General features: G+C 69.4%; 18 protein-coding genes and 1 tRNA gene. 7 read left to right on the top strand and 12 right to left on the bottom strand.

The window, feature by feature from the left end; all coding sequences use genetic code 11:
• Positions 1 to 37: 37 nt before the first annotated feature.
• The 5 genes from ACZ6S6_RS17720 to ACZ6S6_RS17740 form a co-directional block, all read right to left on the bottom strand.
• Positions 38 to 1,498 (bottom strand): peptidoglycan D,D-transpeptidase FtsI family protein, encoded by a 1,461-nt coding sequence (locus ACZ6S6_RS17720; protein ID WP_362953313.1) that lies wholly within the window; start codon positions 1,496 to 1,498, stop codon positions 38 to 40.
• Entirely contained in the window at positions 1,495 to 2,907 is a 1,413-nt protein-coding gene (locus ACZ6S6_RS17725; RefSeq protein WP_362953314.1) for an FtsW/RodA/SpoVE family cell cycle protein, read from the bottom strand. The genes ACZ6S6_RS17720 and ACZ6S6_RS17725 overlap by 4 nt, the downstream gene beginning before the upstream one ends.
• Before the next feature lie 23 nt (positions 2,908 to 2,930).
• On the bottom strand, positions 2,931 to 4,427 hold the full coding sequence (locus ACZ6S6_RS17730; protein ID WP_469706160.1) for a Stp1/IreP family PP2C-type Ser/Thr phosphatase: 1,497 nt from the start codon (positions 4,425 to 4,427) through the stop codon (positions 2,931 to 2,933).
• A gap of 129 nt (positions 4,428 to 4,556) precedes the next feature.
• A complete protein-coding gene (locus ACZ6S6_RS17735; RefSeq protein ID WP_362953316.1) occupies positions 4,557 to 5,072 on the bottom strand; it encodes an FHA domain-containing protein FhaB/FipA in 516 nt (171 codons plus the stop codon).
• A 10-nt stretch (positions 5,073 to 5,082) separates the two neighbouring features.
• On the bottom strand, positions 5,083 to 5,976 hold the full coding sequence (locus ACZ6S6_RS17740; protein WP_469706161.1) for an FhaA domain-containing protein: 894 nt from the start codon (positions 5,974 to 5,976) through the stop codon (positions 5,083 to 5,085).
• A gap of 316 nt (positions 5,977 to 6,292) precedes the next feature.
• Here ACZ6S6_RS17740 and ACZ6S6_RS17745 point away from each other — a divergent pair.
• Positions 6,293 to 6,375: transfer RNA gene (locus ACZ6S6_RS17745), tRNA-Leu, on the top strand.
• A gap of 308 nt (positions 6,376 to 6,683) precedes the next feature.
• Here the strand turns inward: ACZ6S6_RS17745 and ACZ6S6_RS17750 are convergent.
• Positions 6,684 to 7,295 (bottom strand): FMN-dependent NADH-azoreductase, encoded by a 612-nt coding sequence (locus ACZ6S6_RS17750; RefSeq protein WP_362953318.1) that lies wholly within the window; start codon positions 7,293 to 7,295, stop codon positions 6,684 to 6,686.
• 148 nt (positions 7,296 to 7,443) lie between these two features.
• Between ACZ6S6_RS17750 and ACZ6S6_RS17755 the strand changes: the two genes are divergently transcribed.
• From ACZ6S6_RS17755 to ACZ6S6_RS17770, 4 genes are all read left to right on the top strand, one after another.
• On the top strand, positions 7,444 to 7,791 hold the full coding sequence (locus ACZ6S6_RS17755; RefSeq protein WP_362953319.1) for a winged helix-turn-helix transcriptional regulator: 348 nt from the start codon (positions 7,444 to 7,446) through the stop codon (positions 7,789 to 7,791).
• A gap of 214 nt (positions 7,792 to 8,005) precedes the next feature.
• Entirely contained in the window at positions 8,006 to 9,457 is a 1,452-nt protein-coding gene (locus ACZ6S6_RS17760) for a DUF2252 domain-containing protein (protein WP_469706162.1), read from the top strand.
• Between the two features lie 58 nt (positions 9,458 to 9,515).
• The gene (locus ACZ6S6_RS17765) at positions 9,516 to 10,583 is read left to right on the top strand and encodes a J domain-containing protein (RefSeq protein ID WP_469706163.1); all 1,068 of its coding nucleotides are present in this window, start codon (positions 9,516 to 9,518) and stop codon (positions 10,581 to 10,583) included.
• Positions 10,584 to 10,638: 55 nt separating this feature from the next.
• On the top strand, positions 10,639 to 10,983 hold the full coding sequence (locus ACZ6S6_RS17770; RefSeq protein WP_362953322.1) for a rhodanese-like domain-containing protein: 345 nt from the start codon (positions 10,639 to 10,641) through the stop codon (positions 10,981 to 10,983).
• 48 nt (positions 10,984 to 11,031) lie between these two features.
• Here the strand turns inward: ACZ6S6_RS17770 and ACZ6S6_RS17775 are convergent, their stop codons facing one another.
• From ACZ6S6_RS17775 to paaA, 6 genes are all read right to left on the bottom strand, one after another.
• Positions 11,032 to 12,219: an acyl-CoA dehydrogenase family protein gene (locus ACZ6S6_RS17775; protein WP_362953323.1), complete on the bottom strand. Its 1,188-nt coding sequence runs from the start codon at positions 12,217 to 12,219 to the stop codon at positions 11,032 to 11,034.
• A gap of 127 nt (positions 12,220 to 12,346) precedes the next feature.
• Positions 12,347 to 13,405: a 2Fe-2S iron-sulfur cluster-binding protein gene (locus ACZ6S6_RS17780; protein WP_362953324.1), complete on the bottom strand. Its 1,059-nt coding sequence runs from the start codon at positions 13,403 to 13,405 to the stop codon at positions 12,347 to 12,349.
• On the bottom strand, positions 13,406 to 13,909 hold the full coding sequence (gene paaD, locus ACZ6S6_RS17785) for a 1,2-phenylacetyl-CoA epoxidase subunit PaaD (protein WP_469706164.1): 504 nt from the start codon (positions 13,907 to 13,909) through the stop codon (positions 13,406 to 13,408). It abuts the gene before it with no gap.
• On the bottom strand, positions 13,903 to 14,604 hold the full coding sequence (gene paaC, locus ACZ6S6_RS17790) for a 1,2-phenylacetyl-CoA epoxidase subunit PaaC (RefSeq protein ID WP_362953326.1): 702 nt from the start codon (positions 14,602 to 14,604) through the stop codon (positions 13,903 to 13,905). Before paaC ends, paaD begins: the two co-directional genes overlap by 7 nt.
• Entirely contained in the window at positions 14,601 to 14,891 is a 291-nt protein-coding gene (gene paaB / locus ACZ6S6_RS17795; protein WP_362953327.1) for a 1,2-phenylacetyl-CoA epoxidase subunit PaaB, read from the bottom strand. The genes paaC and paaB overlap by 4 nt, the downstream gene beginning before the upstream one ends.
• A complete protein-coding gene (paaA, locus tag ACZ6S6_RS17800) occupies positions 14,888 to 15,892 on the bottom strand; it encodes a 1,2-phenylacetyl-CoA epoxidase subunit PaaA (RefSeq protein ID WP_362953328.1) in 1,005 nt (334 codons plus the stop codon). The genes paaB and paaA overlap by 4 nt, the downstream gene beginning before the upstream one ends.
• A 114-nt stretch (positions 15,893 to 16,006) precedes the next feature.
• Between paaA and ACZ6S6_RS17805 the strand changes: the two genes are divergently transcribed.
• Together ACZ6S6_RS17805 and ACZ6S6_RS17810 are read left to right on the top strand one after the other, a co-directional pair.
• Positions 16,007 to 16,879 (top strand): DUF5819 family protein, encoded by an 873-nt coding sequence (locus tag ACZ6S6_RS17805; protein WP_469706165.1) that lies wholly within the window; start codon positions 16,007 to 16,009, stop codon positions 16,877 to 16,879.
• Complete coding sequence (locus tag ACZ6S6_RS17810; protein ID WP_362953330.1) at positions 16,876 to 18,162, top strand: HTTM domain-containing protein; 1,287 nt, start codon at positions 16,876 to 16,878, stop codon at positions 18,160 to 18,162. Before ACZ6S6_RS17805 ends, ACZ6S6_RS17810 begins: the two co-directional genes overlap by 4 nt.
• Positions 18,163 to 18,190: the final 28 nt, after the last annotated feature.

The raw sequence follows: 18,190 nt of genomic DNA on the forward strand, positions 1-18,190 counted from the left end.
TCCCAACGTGCGGATATGGTGCTCGGCGTGACGGGCGTCACTTCTTGCCGTCGATGACCGCCTTCATGACGGCCTTCGCGATGGGGGCGGCCAGACCGCCACCGGAGACGTCGTCGCGGTTGGCCTTGCCGTCCTCGACGACCACGGCGACGGCGACGGGAGAGCCGCTGTCGGTCTTCGCGTACGAGATGAACCAGGCGTACGGCTTCTCACTGTTGTCGAGACCGTGCTGAGCCGTACCCGTCTTGCCGCCGACGGTGACGCCGGGAATCTTGGCGTTCCCGCCCGTTCCCGACTCGACGACGGTCTTCATCATCTCCTGGAGCTTCTGGGCGTTCTCACCCGAGAGGGGCTGGCTGAGCTGTTCCGGCTGGTGGGTGTAGATGTCGTCCAGGCTGGGCGACTGCCGCTTGGCGACCATGTACGGCTGCATCAGCTTGCCGTCGTTGGCGACCGCGGCGGCGACCATCGCCATCTGGAGCGGGGTGGCGCGGTTGGACGCCTGACCGATGCCTGCCATGGCGTTCTGCGGGCGGTTGTCCTTCGGGTAGATGCTCGCGGTGGCGCGGACCGGGATGAAGACGTCCTTGTTGAAGCCGAACTTGTCGGCCTCGTCGATCATCTTCTGGTTGCCGAGGTCATCGCTGATCTTGCCGAAGACGGTGTTGCAGGACATCCGCAGCGCTTCCCGGAGCGAGACGTTCTTACACGGGATGTTGTTCTCGTTGTCCAGGTTCCTGGTGCTCAGGGGAAGGCGGTAGGGCAGCGGGGAATCCGTCTTGGCGTCGATGTCCGTGTAGAGGCCGTTCTCCAGGGCGGCCGCCGCGGTGACGACCTTGAAGGTCGAGCCGGGCGGGTAGGTCTCGCGCAATGCCCTGTTGAGCATCGGCTTGTCCTTGTCCTTCTGGAGCGCCTGCCAGGCCTCGGAGTCCTTGTTGGAGTTGCCCGCGAAGGTCGAGGGGTCGTACGAGGGCGTGCTGGCGAGCGCCAGGATGGCGCCGGTCTGCGGGTCGAGGGCGGCGACGGCGCCCTTCTTGTCACCGAGGCCCGTGAAGGCCGCCTTCTGCGCGGCGGCGTTGAGCGTGGTGACGATGTTGCCGCCCTGCTTCTTGTCGTTGGTGAACATCGACATCGTGCGGTCGAAGAAGAGCTGGTCGTCGTTGCCGGTGAGGATGCCGTCCTCAAGCTTTTCGAGCTGCGAGGCGTCGAACGCCTGCGAGGAGTAGCCGGTGACCGGGGCCCACATCGGGCCGTCCTGCCAGACCCGCTTGTACTTGAAGTCGCTGTCCTTGGTCTCCTTGGACCCGGTGACGGCCTTGCCGCCGTCGACGATGATGTCGCCGCGCTCGTGCGCGTACCGCTCGATACGGACGCGGCGGTTCTCGTCGCGGGTGTTGAGCTCGTCGGCCCGTACGTACTGGAGGTAGTTGGTGCGTACGAGCAGAGCCAGGATGAGGATTCCGCAGAAGACCGCGATCCGGCGCAGGGGCTTGTTCACGGACGGACCACCTGGGTCATCTCGGCGTCGGAGGAGGGGGCGGGGGCAGGGGCGGGGCGGCGCGCGGTGTCGCTGATGCGGATCAGGATCCCGATCAGGGCCCAGTTGGCGATCACCGACGAACCACCGGCGGCGAGGAAGGGCATCGTCATACCGGTCAGCGGGATGAGGCCCATGACACCGCCGGCGACGACGAAGACCTGGATGGCGAAGGCGCCGGAGAGGCCGATGGCGAGGAGCTTGCCGAACGGGTCGCGGGCGGCGAGGGCGGTACGGACACCGCGCTCGACGATCAGACCGTAGATCAGCAGGACGGCCATCATTCCGGCGAGGCCGAGTTCCTCACCGACGGTGGAGAGGATGAAGTCGGCGTTGGCGGCGAAGCCGATCAGGTCGGAGTGGCCCTGGCCCCAGCCGCTGCCGAGAGTGCCGCCGGATCCGAAGGACATGATGGCGTTGCCGATTTGCTCACAGGCGTTGTTCGTCTGGTAGCAGGCGAACGGGTCCATCCACGCGTCCACACGCTGTTGCACGTGCGATTCGAACGTGGAGACACCCACCGCTCCGACCGCGGACATCAGCAGACCGAAGACGATCCAGCTGGTCCGCTCCGTCGCGACGTACAGCATGATCACGAAGAGGCCGAAGAAAAGGAGCGACGTTCCGAGGTCGGTCTCGAAGACCAGGATCAGGATCGACAGCACCCAGATGACGAGGATCGGTCCCAGGTCGCGGCCGCGCGGCAGGTACAACCCCATGAAACGGCGGCTGGCGAGGGCCAGCGCATCGCGTTTGACCATGAGGTAGCCCGCGAAGAAGATCGCGATGATGATTTTCGCGAACTCTCCGGGCTGGATGGAGAAACCGGCGATCGTGATCCAGATCTTGGCGCCGAACTTGCCGGGGAAGAACATCGGCAGGATCAGCAGGATCAGCGCCGCCACCATCGAGATGTACGTGTAGCGCTGCAGGATGCGGTGGTCCTTGAGCAGCACCAGTACACCGACGAACAGAGCCACGCCGACCGCCGAGTACATCAGCTGACGGGGAGCGGAGGGGGTAAAGACTCCATAGAGGTTCTTGGCATCCCTGATCAGCTTCGGCGACTGGTCCAGCCGCCAGATCAGCACCAGCCCCAGCCCGTTGAGCAGCGTGGCCAGCGGCAGCAGCAGCGGGTCCGCGTAGGGCGCGAACTTGCGCACCACGAGGTGGGCCACGCCGCCGAGCAGGACCAGGCCGAGCCCGTATCCGAACATGCCGGAGGGCAGCCGGCCGTCGATGGCCAGGCCCACGTTGGCGTAGGCGAACACCGAGATGGCGATGGCGAAGCCCATCATCATCAGTTCGGTGTTGCGCCGGCTCGGTGCGTCGATCGCGCCGATGGTGGTCGTGTTGGTGACAACGCTCATGGTGCTGAAGGCCCCCTACGGCTTTACTGCTTACCGCACTGCGGGACCAGCTTCTTCTCTTCCTCCGAGAGGCTGGGACCAGGAGTGGGAGTCGCTGAAGTCTGGCTGGTCTTGGTGGCGTCGGACGTCGAGGACGCCTCGGTGGCGTCCTTGTCCGTACTGCCGGCCTGGCCCTCGTCGCTGGGGGCGTTCTTCTCGGCCGCGCGGCGCTGTGCGTCCTTCTTGCAGGCGGTCGCCTGTTCGGAGAGTTCGGTGATCTTCTCGCGGGCGTCGGCGAGGTTGCCCTCGGCGATGGTCGCCTCGACCTGCTTGCGCTGGTAGGACGGGAGGTACTTGAGTTCGATCTCGGGGTGGTCGCTCTCCACCTTCGAGAGCGAGACCCAGGCGAGGTCCTGGCTGATGCCCCGGTACAGCGCGACGTTGTCGTTCTTCGCGCCGACGTAGAACTGGGTCTGGGTCCAGCGGTAACCGCCGTACAGACCGCCGCCGATGACCGCCAGTGCGAGCACGATGTACAGCGACCTCTTGAGCCACTTGCGGCCGCCGGGCTTGACGAAATCCTCGTCGGAGTAGGACCCGAAGGACCCGTCCGGCATTCCGTCGTAGCCGGAGTCGTCACCGCTGCCGGGAGGGCCGAAGCCGCCCGAGGGCGTCGGGACGGGGCGGCCGAGGCCTGCCGCCCGTCCGGCGGGGGTCTCCATCGCGCCGCCGTCGTTCAGCTGGGCGGCCTGGTTCTCCGCGACCGCGCCGACGATGACCGGGGTGTCGTTGAGCTGCCCGGCCAGGGTGTCGTTGCTGTCGACGTCGAGGACGTCCGCGACGATGCAGGTGATGTTGTCCGGGCCACCGCCGCGCAGGGCGAGCTGGATGAGGTCCTGGATGGTCTCCTGCGGGCCCTGGTAGCTGGCGAGCGTCTCCTCCATCGTCTGGTGGGAGACGACGCCGGAGAGGCCGTCGGAGCAGATCAGGTAACGGTCGCCGGCCCGGACCTCGCGGATGGAGAGATCGGGTTCGACGTGGTCGCCACTGCCCAGCGCGCGCATCAGCAGGGAGCGCTGCGGGTGGGTGGTGGCCTCCTCCTCGGTGATCCGGCCCTCGTCGACCAGCCGCTGGACCCAGGTGTGGTCCTGCGTGATCTGGGTCAGTACGCCGTCACGCAGCAGGTACGCGCGTGAGTCGCCGACGTGGACGAGGCCGAGACGCTGACCGGTCCACAGGAGAGCGGTGAGCGTGGTGCCCATGCCCTCCAGCTGCGGGTCCTCCTCGACCATCATGCGCAGCTGGTCATTGGCCCGCTGGACCGCTGTGCCGAGCGAGGTGAGGATGTCGGAGCCGGGTACGTCGTCGTCCAGCTGGACGAGCGTGGAGATCACCTCGGAGCTGGCGACCTCACCGGCTGCCTGGCCGCCCATCCCGTCGGCGATGGCGAGAAGACGCGGTCCGGCATAGCCGGAGTCCTCGTTGCCTTCCCGGATCATGCCCTTGTGCGATCCGGCGGCGAAGCGCAGGGAAAGACTCATGCGCACCTCGCCCGTCGGTTCGGGGTACAGCCGGTCTCGAGCCACACTGCCCACCCTCCGGTCGGGAGCCCGGCCGGGTCCGATGCCCGGACCGCCGCGGCCGGCTCGCTCCGCTCGCTCATTGTCGTACTACTTCCGCAGCTCGATGACGGTCTTGCCGATCCGGATCGGCGCGCCCAGCGGAACAGGCGTCGGGGTGGTGAGACGGGTCCGGTCCAGATACGTGCCGTTGGTGGACCCGAGATCCTCGACGATCCACTGGCCGTCACGGTCGGGGTAGATCCTGGCATGCCTGCTGGACGCGTAGTCGTCGTCCAGCACGATCGTTGAGTCATGGGCCCGGCCCAGCGAGATGGTCTGCCCCTGGAGCGCCACCGTGGTGCCGGTGAGGGTGCCCTCGGACACGACCAGCTTGGTCGGTGAGCCCCGGCGCTGGCGGCCGGGCTGCTGGCGTTGCTGCGGTGGTGCCGCGGCGGTTTGGCGTGCCTGTGGCGGGCGCGCGTCGGACGCGGTGCGGCGTGAGCCGCGCTGCGTTACGCGCGTTCCGAACAGGTCGCTGCGGATGACCTGGACGGCCACGATCACGAATAGCCACAGAACAGCCAGAAAACCTAGCCGCATGACCGTGAGGGTCAGCTCTGACATTGCCCCCGCTTCACCCTTCGGCTTGCCGGTAAACGATGGTGGTGTTGCCCACGACGATCCGCGAGCCGTCGCGGAGCGTAGCGCGGGTTGTGTGCTGCCCGTCTACCACGATGCCGTTGGTAGACCCGAGATCCTGGATCGTCGAGGGCGTTCCGGTCCGGATCTCACAGTGCCGGCGGGAAACGCCGGGGTCGTCGATCCGCACATCGGCGTCGGTGCTGCGGCCCATCACCAACGTCGGGCGGGAGATCTGATGGCGGGTGCCGTTGATCTCGATCCAGCGTCGCACCTGCGTGTTCGGCAGGGGGCTGGGATTGGCCGGCGGGCGCCGGTCGGATGCGGGTGCCGCGGGACGCCCGGAGCCCGGCGGCGGGGCCGCGGGCATGGGCGGGGCTGAGGTGGGCGGGTAGCCGTAGCCGCCGGGGGCCTGCGGGGCGGCGGGGCGCCCATGGCCGGGACGCGCGGGCTGGGCCGGCTGTCCTGGCTGGCTCTGGAACTCCTGCTGGTCGGGCTGGCCCTGTTGTGACGAACTCGATGCCAGAGTGCGGCTGCGGACCCGGTAGAGGCCGGTGTCGAGGTCGTCGGCCTTCTCCAGGTGCACCTTGATGGGGCCCATGAAGGTGTACCGCTGCTGCTTGGCGTAGTCCCGCACCAGGCCGGAGAGCTCGTCGCCCAGCTGGCCCGAGTACGGGCTGAGCCGCTCGTAGTCGGGGGCGCTGAGTTCTACGATGAAGTCGTTGGGGACGACGGTCCGCTCGCGGTTCCAGATGGTGGCGTTGTTGTCGCACTCCCGCTGGAGGGCTCCAGCGATCTCGACCGGCTGCACCTCGGACTTGAAGACCTTGGCGAAAGTGCCATTGACGAGACCTTCGAGACGTTGCTCGAAACGCTTCATGACTCCCATGGGGCACCTCCTCCGGTGTCGTCGTCCCTGTACTGCTTACTGATCGTATCCACGCGTCGGGAAATCGGCTGGTTCCCCTTGTCTGCACTGCGGATGAGTGTCCCCCCTCACACGGATCGTAGAGGTGGCCTCCTGACAGTGTCCCGCACCTTGGGTGCACTCAGGAGGAGTGGGTGGCGGCGGCTGCGGGTTCCCGGTTCCCGTCAGGCGTTCGGCGAAACAAACGGATGTGAATCCGCCCTGTCCAGCGTGCTAATCTTCCTGATGTCGCCAGGGGCTCGCACCGAAAAGTGGGAGATTCTGGAACACCATTCTTGCGCGAGTGGCGGAACGGCAGACGCGCTGGCTTCAGGTGCCAGTGTCCTTAGGGACGTGGGGGTTCAAATCCCCCCTCGCGCACAAGTAAAGAAGCCCCGCAGACCACGGTCTGCGGGGCTTCTTCGGTTTGCTCTCCGGGCCGGGGCGGGTTTCGGCTGACGCCCGGTCGGGTGGGGATTCAGGCCGGGCTTGGTTTCACGTGAAACGCCCGATTGGTCTCTCTGGTGGGGTCCGCGGTGAGGGCCGTGGCGAGGCCCCCGGCGAGGCGCTGGAGGGGGCGTCTGCGGGGATGGTGGTCAGCTCGCCGCGGATCCGGGAGTGCTGGGATTGTTATGCGGGAAGGCCGGGGTTTGTTGACCCCGGCCTTCCTTGTCGTCGTCTCGGTCGCCTCAGGCGGCGAAGCGGGACGCGAGGCTCTTGGCCTTCTCCGCGGCGTCCGTGAGTGCCTTGGCGCGGGACGTCTCGGCGAGCGGGATGAGCTCGGCCATTTCCGGCTTGCTGTGGGCCAGGGTCAGCTCCGGGACGATGAAGTCGACCTCGGCGGCGAACATGGACGTCAGCAGCGTTGCCAGATAGTTCTGGACGAACTCGGCCCCCGCGCGCGGGGTGCCGGCGGCGTAGGAGCCGCCGCGACTGGCGACGACGGTGATCGGGGTGCCGGCCACCGGGCTGTCGGAGCCCGCGTTGTGGCCGACGATGATCACGTGGTCGAGCCACGCCTTCAAGGTCGACGGAATCGTGAAGTTGTACATCGGCGCACCGATCAGGACCGCGTCGGCGGCGGCCAGCTCGGCGGCGAGTTCGCCACGCAGCGGGTGCTCGGCGCCGGCGGCGACGGCCGCGGCGTTCAGGTGCGGCAGCGGGTCGGCGGCGAGATCGCGGTAGACGACCTGTCCGTCGGGGTGCTGCTCGCGCCAGGCCTCCACGAATGCGGCGGTGACCTCGCGCGACGCGGAGCCCTGGGGGAATACGGCGGAGTCGAGGTGCAGAAGTGTGGCCATGGGGGGTCTCCACGGGGTGTCGGTGGCGCGGTGGGGATTCGATGGGGCGGCGGGCCGTTGAGGCGGGACGAGGTTTCGTGCGTCACTATTAATAACATAGGGACTTACTAATCGTAAGTCCCTCATGGTGTCGCAGTACTCTGGGCGTATGGCGGATCACAGCGAGCAGGCGTGCCGGCGGGTCGACGTGAGCATCAGTCGCGTCTTCGAGCTGCTCGGCAAGCGCTGGACGGGGCCGATCATCTCGGTGCTTCTCCAGCAGCCCGTTCACTTCGCCGATCTGCGGCGGGCGATTCCGGGCATCAGCGAGCGCATGCTCTCGGACCGGCTCTCCGAACTGGGGACGGCGGGCCTGGTGGTCCGGGAGGTCGACGAGGGGCCGCCGCTACGGGTGTCGTACCGCCTGACGCAGGCCGGTGCCGCGATGGAGCCCGCGCTCAAGGAACTGGGGCGCTGGGCGGAGACGCATCTCAGGGAGAGCGGCGGCGGCTGTTAGCCGGCGGGCCGCGACCGGCGGGCCGCGACCGGCGGGCGGGGGCCGGCGGGCGGGGGCCGGCGGAGCGGTGCCGGGAGGTTGTCCACAGGTGGTCCGGCCGGTCATCCACAGGGGCAGACGGGTGCCGGTGAACGGCGGTACCGTCGTCAGCGGTTGATGTGGGACCGGGGGTGCCGGGCGGCGGCACAGGGCGAGTTCGGGGGAGCTGTGCGCCATGGGTGAGATCGAAGCGCCAGTGCCGGTGCAGCGGGCCGCGAAGGACGATCCGCGCATTCCGGCGGTGCCCGGGTTCGCCCGCCGCGCTCACCCGAAGGTCCGGGGCGGCCCGCAATCGCCGAAAGAGGCGGGCAAGGCACTGCGTGAGCGGATACCCAGGTCCGCGCACGGGTCGCTGGTCCTGCCCGCGGGCCGGCCCGACGCGGTGCGGGCGGTCGAGGAGTCCAATCGGGGCCGGGTGCCCGCGCTCACTCCGATCCGGGTGGGGCGGATGGCCGCCACCCCGTTCGCCTTTCTCCGGGGTTCGGCCGGGCTGATGGCCCACGACCTGGTGGGCACCCCCGTCACCGGGGTGGGAGCCCAGCTCTGCGGTGACGCCCACGCGGCCAACTTCGGTCTGTACGGCGATGCGCGGGGCAATCTGGTCATCGACCTGAACGACTTCGACGAGACGGTGACCGGCCCGTGGGAGTGGGATCTCAAGCGCCTCGCCACCTCACTGGTGCTCGCGGGCCGTGAGGCGGGCGCGGACGAGGAGACCTGCCGCAGGGGCGCGTACGACACGGTGGGCGCCTACCGGCGGACGATGAGGCTGCTGGCCAAGCTGCCCGCGCTCGACGCCTGGAACGCCATCGCCGACGAGGAACTCGTCTCGCACACGGACGCGCGGGATCTGCTCGGCACGCTGGAGCGGGTCTCGGAGAAGGCCCGCAACAACACCAGCGCCCGCTTCGCCGCGAAGTCCACGGAGGCCTCAGGGGACGGCGGACGCCGATTCGTCGACGCACCGCCGGTGCTGCGCCGGGTGCCGGACGAGGAGGCCGCGTCCGTGGCGGTGGGGCTCGGCGACTACCTGGGCACCGTCTCGCAGGACCGGGTTCCGCTGCTCGCCCGGTACGCGATTCACGATGTGGCGTTCCGGGTGGTCGGCACGGGGAGCGTGGGCACCCGGTCGTATGTGGTGCTGCTGCTGGATCACCGGGGTGAGCCGCTGGTGCTGCAGGTGAAGGAGGCCAGGCCCTCGGTGCTGGCGCCTCATCTGCCCGCCGTGGGCTTCGATGTGCCGGAGGTGCCGCACGAGGGGCGCAGGGTCGTGCTCGGGCAGAAGCGGATGCAGGTCGTCAGCGACATCCTGCTGGGCTGGGCGACCGTGGACGGGCGGCCCTTCCAGGTCAGGCAGTTCAGGAACCGCAAGGGCAGCGTCGATCCGGCGGCCCTGGCAGCCGACCAGGTCGACGACTACGGCCGGATGACCGGCGCGCTGCTGGCCCGAGCTCACGCGCACAGCGCCGATCCGAGGCTGATCGCGGGCTACTGCGGCAAGAACGACGAGCTGGACGAGGCGGTGGCGGCGTTCGCGATGACCTACGCGGACCGTACGGAGGCGGACCACGCGGAGCTTGTGCGGGCGATCGGCGCGGGCCGCACAGCCGCCGAGGCGGGCGTATGAAGCCCGTTGCGCCGACCGCGCGTCCCGGGGGCGTGGGCCGTGGCCATACGCTGGACGGGTGACCCACGAAGCCGCCGGGGTGCCGACCACCCGGAACGACGATGACCGGCAGGACCACGACCGGCAGCACGAGCAGCCAGGCCGCCCGGCCGACGCGCCCGCGGAGACGGCTCCTGCTGGAGCCCCGGCCGCCGGTGCGGCGGATACCGGTACCGCTGAGGCCGGCGCCGCATCGCCCACTACCGCAGAGGCCGGTACCGCAGAGGCCACTACCGCAGAGGCCGGTACTGCCGAGGCGGGCGGAGCTGGTGGCGGAACCGCAGGCGGGGCCGGCGGAGGATCTGCTGAGCAGGCGCGGCCCGAGGCGCGGCTCGCGCACGCTGTGCGAGTGGCCGAGCAGGCCCTGATCGAGTTCGAGATCGCGGTGGAGACCTTCCGGGTCGAGGTGGAGAACTTCTCCCGGCTGCACCACCAGCGGTTGGGCCCGATGTACGCGCGTCTCGATGAGCTCGATGCGCAGATCGCGGAGGCGCGGGCCGCGCGGACCGGTGATCCCGAGGATCTGCGCAAGGCGCAGGAGGCGCGGGCGATCGTGATGCCCATGCCGGGTGTCGACGAGCTGTTCCACGACTGGATGGACTCCGACGGGCTGTCCCCCGAGGCGAGCGCGATGCTGACCGAGCAGCCCGTACGGCCGCCGAAGCGGGTCCGGCCGACCGAGGAGGCCCGCAAGCTGTACCGCGAGCTGGCGCGCAAGGCCCATCCGGATCTGGCCCAGGACGAGGAGGAGCGGGCCCGCCGGGACGAGTTCATCACGCGCGTCAACGCCGCCTACGGACGTGGGGACGAGGCACTGCTCAAGGAGCTGGCCCAGGAGTGGGCGGCCGGGCCGGCTGCCCCGGAGGCGGAGCTCGGCGAGGCCGACGAGCTCTACGCCCGGCTGAACTGGCTGACCCAGCGCAAGGAACTGCTGACGGTGCTCGCCCAGGAGCTGGAGCAGAGCGCTATCGGCGCCATGCTGCGGATGGCACCGGACGATCCGGATCACCTGCTCGAAGAGATCGCCGATCAGCTGCTGGGCGAGGTGTCGCAGCGGGAGACTGAACTGGCAGGTCTGGTGCAGTAGCGTTTCCGGTGACTTCGGAGCGCGTTCACGCATTTAGCGAGAGAAGGCATGACCCATGAATTTCGGCCCGCTTCCCACGGTCGACGCCGCGACGGTGCCGGCGGACGGCTTCGTGCTGGACGTACGGGAGGACGACGAGTGGGCGGCCGGGCACGTCGAAGGCGCCCTGCACATTCCGATGAGTGACTTCGTGGGCCGCTTCGGTGAGCTGACCGAGGCGGCGGAGGACGGCCGGCGCGTGCACGTGATGTGCCGGGTCGGCGGCCGGTCCGCCCAGGTCACCCAGTACCTGGTGCAGCAGGGCATCGACGCCGTGAACATCGACGGCGGAATGCTCGCCTGGGACGGTGCCGGGCGCCCCATGGTCACGGACAGCGGCAACCCGGCCTTCGTCGCCTGACCTGGGCCCTGTGCCCGCTGCTGCCACCCCTCGTCGGTGCCGGTGTGTTCAGTCGAGGGAGTGCGCGGCCAGCAGGTCGCCCAGTGCCTCTTCGTGGGCCGCGGCCGGGCCGAGGGAGAGTTCGATCTGCTTCGCCCAGGCATGGAAGCGGTGCAGGGGGTAGTCGGTGTCCGCGCCGAAGCCGCCGTGCAGGTGCTGTGCCGTCTGCACGACCCGGCGGACCCCGTCGGATGCCCAGATCTTCGCCACGGCGACATCGCCCGCAGGAGGCAGTGCGCCACTCCCGCCGGTGGCGATCCGCCAGGCAGCCTGCCAGAGGGTCACCTCCATGGCCCGCAGATCGATGTAGCGGTCGGCGGTCTGTACGGCGACGGACTGGAAGGTCGCCACGGGAAAGCCGAACTGCTCGCGCTTTCCGGTGTACTGGCTCGTCATCGCCAGTACGGCCTCACCCAGACCCAGCGCGAGTGCGCAGGTTCCGGTGGTGAGCAGCGCGTGCAGCCATTCCCAGGCGCCGGCGGCTTCGATCAGCTCGCGGCGCGTGATCCGTACCGCGTCCAGCCGTACCTCGCCGAAGAGTTCGCCGCTGGTGGAGACCTGCTCAGCGATGGTGACACCGTCGTGGTCGCGCCGGATCAGGGCCAGAACGGCCCGGCCGTCCCCGGTGTGGGCGGGCACCGCGATCCAGTTCGCGGTCTGCGCCCACGGCACGGCCGACTGCACACCGTCGAGTACCCAGACGGCTTCGGAGCCGTCGCCGCCCTCTCCGTCTCCGTCCCCGCCGGCCTTGCCGTGGTCGCTGTCGAGGCGGGCCGTGACGGCGAGTTCGGCCGGATCGTGGCCGGTGCGCCCGTTGGCTCCGACGGTGAGGACCAGCTCACCGCGGCCGACGCCGGGCAGCAGTTCGGCGGCCAGTCCCTGGTCCCCGTAGCGCTGGAGCGTCATCGCGACCGCGCACGTCTCCAGCAGAGGGACCCGTGCGAGGACCTTCGCGGACTCGCGCAACACCAGGCAGAGCGCGATCAGGTCGAGGCCGGCCCCGCCGTGCTCGGGCGAGAGCGTCAGGCTCAGCAGGTCCCCTGCGGCGAGTCCGGCCCACAGCGGCCTGTCGATGTCCTCGGCCACCGCACCCGGTACGAGTGCGGGGCTGGGAACCGCGTCGGGCACAACGCCCGAGAAGACCGCTCGTGCCGCCTCTGCGGCTGCCTGCTGTTCCTCGGTGAAGGTGAAGTCCACTGTCCTGGCCTCCCGCGAACCGCTGCGCCCGTACCCGGACCTGACGGAGCGTCAAGATAGAACAGGTTCTACAAGAAGGGAACAGGTGTGGTGCGGTCACCGGTCCGCGTGGTTCGGTTCGGTGCGGTCACCGGTCGAAGTCGAGCTCCACCTCCCCGGTCACCGGATGGGACTGGCAGGCCAGCACATAGCCCGCCCCCGTCTCTTCCGGTTCGAGCGCGAAGTTGCGGTCCATCCGCACCTCACCGGAGACCAGGAAGGCCCGGCAGGTCCCGCACACGCCCCCCTTGCAGGCGTACGGCGCGTCCGAGCGGCTGCGGAGCACCGTCTCCAGCAGCGATTCGCCCTCCTGTACCGGCCACTTGCCCGAGCGGCCGTCCAGGGTCGCCGTGAGCATGCTGCCGGCCGGGGCCTCGATCCGCGGCAGGGCGGACGTTCCGGGCCCGTCGTCTACGTGGAAGATCTCCTGGTGGATGCGGGTCCGCTCGACGCCCAGACCGTGCAGCGCGCCCTCGGAGGCCCGGACCAGGCCGAGCGGGCCGCAGAGATACCAGCCGTCCACCTCGGCCACCGGCAGCAGCGCGGGCAGCAGACCGGTGAGCCGCTCGCGGTCCAGCCTGCCCGAGGGGAGGCCGGCCTGCTGCTCCTCCCGGGAGAGCGCGGTGACCAGCTGGAACCGGTCCGGATAGCGGTCCTTGAGGTCGGCGACCTCGTCCAGGAACATCGTCGACGCAGCGGTCCGGTCGCTGCGGATCAGGCAGAACGAGGCGTCGGGCTCCCGCGCCAGCAGCGTCGCCGCGATGGACAGCACCGGTGTGATCCCGCTGCCGCCGACGATCGCCGCGAACTGCCCGGCGCGTGGCGTGAGCACGAAGCGGCCCATCGGAGGCATCGCCTCGACCTGATCGCCGACGGCGAGTTCCTTGAGCGCGTACGTGGAGAACGCGCCGCCGTCGACGAGCCGGATGCCCACCCGTAGTGCGGGGTCGGCCGGCTGCTCGGTGGCCGGTGCGCAGATCGAGTACGAGCGGCGGACCTCCTCGCCGTCGACGGTGTAGCGGACGTTGAGGTGCTGGCCGGGCTTGTGGCGGAAGGTCTCGCGCAGTTCCGGCGGCACGGCGAAGTCGACAGCGACCGAATCGTCCGTGAGCCGTTCGATCGCGCTGACCCGGAGCGGATGGAACATCTACAACTCCTTGAAGTGGTCGAACGGTTCGCGGCATGTCACGCACCTGTGCAGCGCCTTGCAGGCAGTGGACGAGAACCGGCTCAGCAGCTCGGTGTCGGTGGAGCCGCAGTGGGGGCAGCGCACCGACAGGGTGAGCGGCACGGGCCCGGCGGGGGAGGCCGCGTCATGCGGGCGAGGGGGCGCTATGCCGAACTCGGTGAGCTTGCGCCGCCCTTCCGCGCTGATGTCGTCCGTGGACCAGGCGGGAGAGAGGACGGTGACCACGGAGACCTCGGTCATGCCGTGCTTGAGCAGCACCCGCTCGATGTCCATGGACATGGCCTCTATCGCGGGGCAGCCGGTGTAGGTGGGGGTGAGGCGGACCGTGACACGGCCCGGTGCGAGTACCTCCACCCCCCGGAGCACACCCAGCTCCTCCAGTGTCAGCACGGGCAGCTCGGGGTCGGGGACGGAGCCCGCGAGGTGGCGCAGCTCCTCCTCCAACGCCGTCCAGGTCACCATGACGCCCCCGGGTGGCTGCGGTGCAGGTGCTGCATCTCGGCGATCATCCGGCCGAAAGGCTCCGTGTGGATGCCCTGCCGGCCCGCTCCGGCCGTCCAGGCTCCGGACTGCGGCCCGGTCGGTACGGTCAGCGTGGCCCGTTCCAGTACGGCTGTGACGGATGCCAGCCAGTTGTTCCGCAGGGCCTTCCAGTCCACCTCCACGCCTTCGACGGGCTCGGACAGCTCACCGGTGAAACGCCACAGCGCGTCCACCGCGCGCTGCATCCGGTCGTGGCTCTCCGCCGTGCCGTCGCCGAGGCGCAGCGTCCACTGCTCGGCGTGGTCCCGGTGGTAGGCGACCTCCTTGACCGCCTTGGCCGCGATCCCGGCGAACTCGCCGTCACCGGCCGCCAGCTGCTCGTACAGTCCGTGCTGGTGGACGGAGAAGTAGAGCTGGCGGGCGATGGTGTGGGCGAAGTCGCCGTTCGGCTGCTCGACCAGCTGGACGTTGCGGAAGGCGCGTTCCTCGCGCAGATACGCGAGCTCGTCCTCGTCCCCGGCGAGGGAGAGCAGCAGGCGGGCCTGGCCCAGCAGGTCCAGGGCGATGTTGGCGAGGGCCACTTCCTCCTCCAGCACGGGGGCGTGGCCCGCCCACTCCCCCAGCCGGTGCGACAGCACCAGCGCGTCGTCGCCCAGGGCGAGAGCCGCGGTCACAGGTGCTTCACCCCGTCCGGGATCTTGTAGAACGTCGGGTGCCGGTAGGGCTTGTCGCCGGCCGGCTCGAAGAACGTGTCCTTCTCGTCCGGCGAGGACGCCGTGATCTGAGTGGACGGCACCACCCAGATCGAGATCCCCTCGGACCGGCGCGTGTACAGATCGCGTGCGTTGCGCAGGGCCATCTCGGCGTCCGGGGCGTGCAGGCTGCCGGCGTGGGTGTGGGAGAGGCCACGCCGCGAGCGGACGAACACCTCCCACAACGGCCAGTCGGTCGAGCTGCTCATGCTGTCGCCTCCACGTTCGGTACAACTGTCTGCTTCTGCGCGTACGCGGCGGCGGCGTCGCGGACCCAGGCGCCTTCCTCATGCGCTCGGCGGCGCTGGGTGAGGCGCTCCTCGTTGCACGGGCCGTTGCCCTTCAGGACCTCCTGGAACTCCGTCCAGTCGATCGCCCCGAAATCGTGCTGACCGCGCTCCTCGTTCCACCGGAGGTCGGGGTCGGGGAGGGTGAGCCCCAGCACCTCTGCCTGCGGGACACAGATGTCGACGAAGCGCTGCCGCAGCTCGTCGTTGGAGTGCCGCTTGATCTTCCAGGTCATCGACTGGGCGGAGTGCGACGAGGCGTCGTCCGGCGGGCCGAACATCATCAGGGACGGCCACCACCAGCGGTTCACCGCGTCCTGGGCCATCTCGTGCTGTGCGGCCGTGCCGCCGCTGAGAGCCAGCAGCAGTTCGTAGCCCTGGCGCTGGTGGAAGGACTCCTCCTTGCAGACACGGACCATCGCGCGGGCGTAGGGGCCGTAGGAGCAGCGGCACAGAGGCACCTGGTTGGTGATCGCGGCGCCGTCCACGAGCCAGCCGATCGCGCCCACGTCCGCCCAGGTCAGGGTGGGGTAATTGAAGATCGACGAATACCGCTGACGGCCCGCGTGGAGCTTGTCGAGCAGTTCCTCGCGGCCGGTGCCGAGGGTCTCGGCCGCGCTGTACAGATAAAGACCGTGTCCCGCCTCGTCCTGCACCTTGGCGATCAGGATGGCCTTGCGGCGCAGCGAGGGCGCTCGCGTGATCCAGTTGGCCTCGGGCTGCATGCCGATGATCTCGGAGTGGGCGTGCTGAGCCATTTGCCTGACCAGCGATGCCCGGTAGGCATCGGGCATCCAGTCACGCGGCTCGATGCGCTCGTCGGCCGCCACCGCGGCGTCGAAGGCCGCCGCGAGGGCCCCGTCCGCCCCATCGGTACTGCCCGCTGTCGCCTGCGCTGTCTGGCCCGCAGTCACTGCCGCCATCCCGGACTCCCTACCGACCGATCGTTCGGTTCAATGTCTTCAATGGTGAGTCTGCGGCCCGTAGGGTGTCAACCCTGTGGATAACTGACCGGGATCGACGGGGATCGGGGCGGGATGGATTCGTACGACGACAGGGGCGTCGGCGGCGGGGACGGGCGCGTCGCCGGTCCCGATTCAGGGACGGTTCCCACGTTTCCTGATCCGCGTACCGAACCCGGTCCGCAGCCTCCTGCCGAGCCTGGCCCCGAGCCCGGACCGCGTTCCGAGCCGGAGCCTCGTACGGGGCCTGATCCGCGTTCCGAGGCTGAGCCGCTCGCTGAGCCGGAGCCTCGTACCGGAATGGCGGGGCTGTCGTTTCCGTACCAGGTCGCCGCCGCTGTGGCGCTGGCGGTGATCGGGATGATCACGTGCACTCAGCTGGCGATGGTGTTTCTGCACGTCGCCCCTTCCAACACGCTGACCAAGCAGCACGGCAAGGGGATCGACGAATGGGTCTATCCCGAGTTCGAGCAGAACTGGAAGCTCTTCGCCCCCAATCCGCTGCAGCAGAACATCGCCGTGCACGTACGCGCCGAGATAGCCGGTGCCGACGGTCGTCGTACCACCCCCTGGATGAATCTCTCGGGCGAGGACGGCAAGGCGATACGCGGCAACCCGCTGCCCAGCCACGTCCAGCAGAACGAACTCCGCCGGGGCTGGGACTTCTACCTCGGGTCCCATGACAGCCAGAACCGGGCCAACGGGCTGCGCGGCACCCTCTCCGAGCAGTACATCCGCCGCATCGTCATGCTGCGCCTCGGCGAACACGACTACGGCGGCACCGTCGAACGGATCCAGGTCCGCTCCGAGGTGCGGTCCGTCCCGGCGCCTCCGTGGAGCGACGAGAAGATCAGTACGAAGCCGTCCTACCGGGTCCTGCCCTGGTGGACCGTCACCGCGGCCGACCTCCCCGAGGGCTCGGCGGACCCGAAGGAGACGGACCAGTGAGCACGCCCCGCCCCGGCCGCGACAGCAGGCTCGCCCGCGGTATCCAGCGCGTCACCGCCTCGTCCCTCGGCCCGTACCAGAGCGCCGTCATCCGGATCGGCTTCTCCGCCACGTACCTGCTGTTCCTGCTGCGGGAACTGCCGCACCGGCGCGAGATGTACGGCCCCGACGCCCCGTGGCGCTGGGACATGGCGGAGAAGCTGATATCCAACAACCAGGCCTTCACCACACTCATGTGGTCGGACAACACCGTCTGGTTCGAGATCGTGTACGCGCTGGCGCTGCTGGCCGCCGCGCTGCTGCTGGTGGGCTGGCACACCCGCGCCATGTCCGTACTGTTCATGGCCGGAGTGCTCTCGCTGCAGAACCGCAGCATCTTCATGGGTGACGGCGGCGACAACGTCCTCCATCTGATGGCGATCTACCTGGTGCTGACCCGGTGCGGTCAGGTCTGGTCCCTGGACGCCCGCCGCGCGGCGCGCAGAGCGCGGGCGGACGCGGCGGATGGGGCGGATGGGGGAGTGGAGCCGGACGGGAAGGCCGGCGGCGGGCGTCCGGTACGCGGGGACGTGGCCGGTCCGCTGCTGTGGGTGGCGCTCGGCGCCGTTCTGCTCGGGGCCACGGTGACGGACAGCCTGGGCGGAACCGTCTGGCTGCCGGTGCTGTTCTGGATTCTGTGGACCGGCCACGGTGCCTGGTGGGCCGTGAACCGGTACGCGCCGCACAGCGAGCCGCGCACCCTGCTCGACGTCATCGCCAATCTCGCCCACAACGCCACCCTCGTCGTGATCATGGCCGAGGTCTGCCTGATCTACTCCACCGCGGGCTGGTACAAGATCCAGGGTACGAGGTGGCAGGACGGCACAGCGCTGTACTACCCGCTCAAGCTCGACTACTTCACGCCGTGGCCCGGTCTCTCGGACATCCTCGCCTCAAGCGGGGTGATGGTGATGGTGCTGACTTACGCCACGGTCATCGTGCAGGTCGCGTTCCCGTTCACCCTGTTCAACCGGCGGGTCAAGAACGTCCTGCTCGTCGTGATGATCGGCGAGCACGCCGGTATCGCCCTGCTGCTGGGGCTGCCCTTCTTCTCGATGGCCATGATCGCCGCGGACGCCGTCTTCCTGCCGACCGTCTTCCTGGTGTGGCTGGGGGGCCGGGCGGCGCTCGGGCGGGACCTGCTGTTCCGGGCGCGCGGCCAGGTGCCGGGGCCCCGGGACGGCGCCGAGGACCGGGAGGCACCGCAGCACAGCGACTCCGGGGGCCATACGCTCGTCGGGTGAGCAGCGAGACCGGGAGCACCGGCAGTAC

The sequence above is a fragment of the Streptomyces sp. NPDC048671 genome (assembly GCF_055587045.1).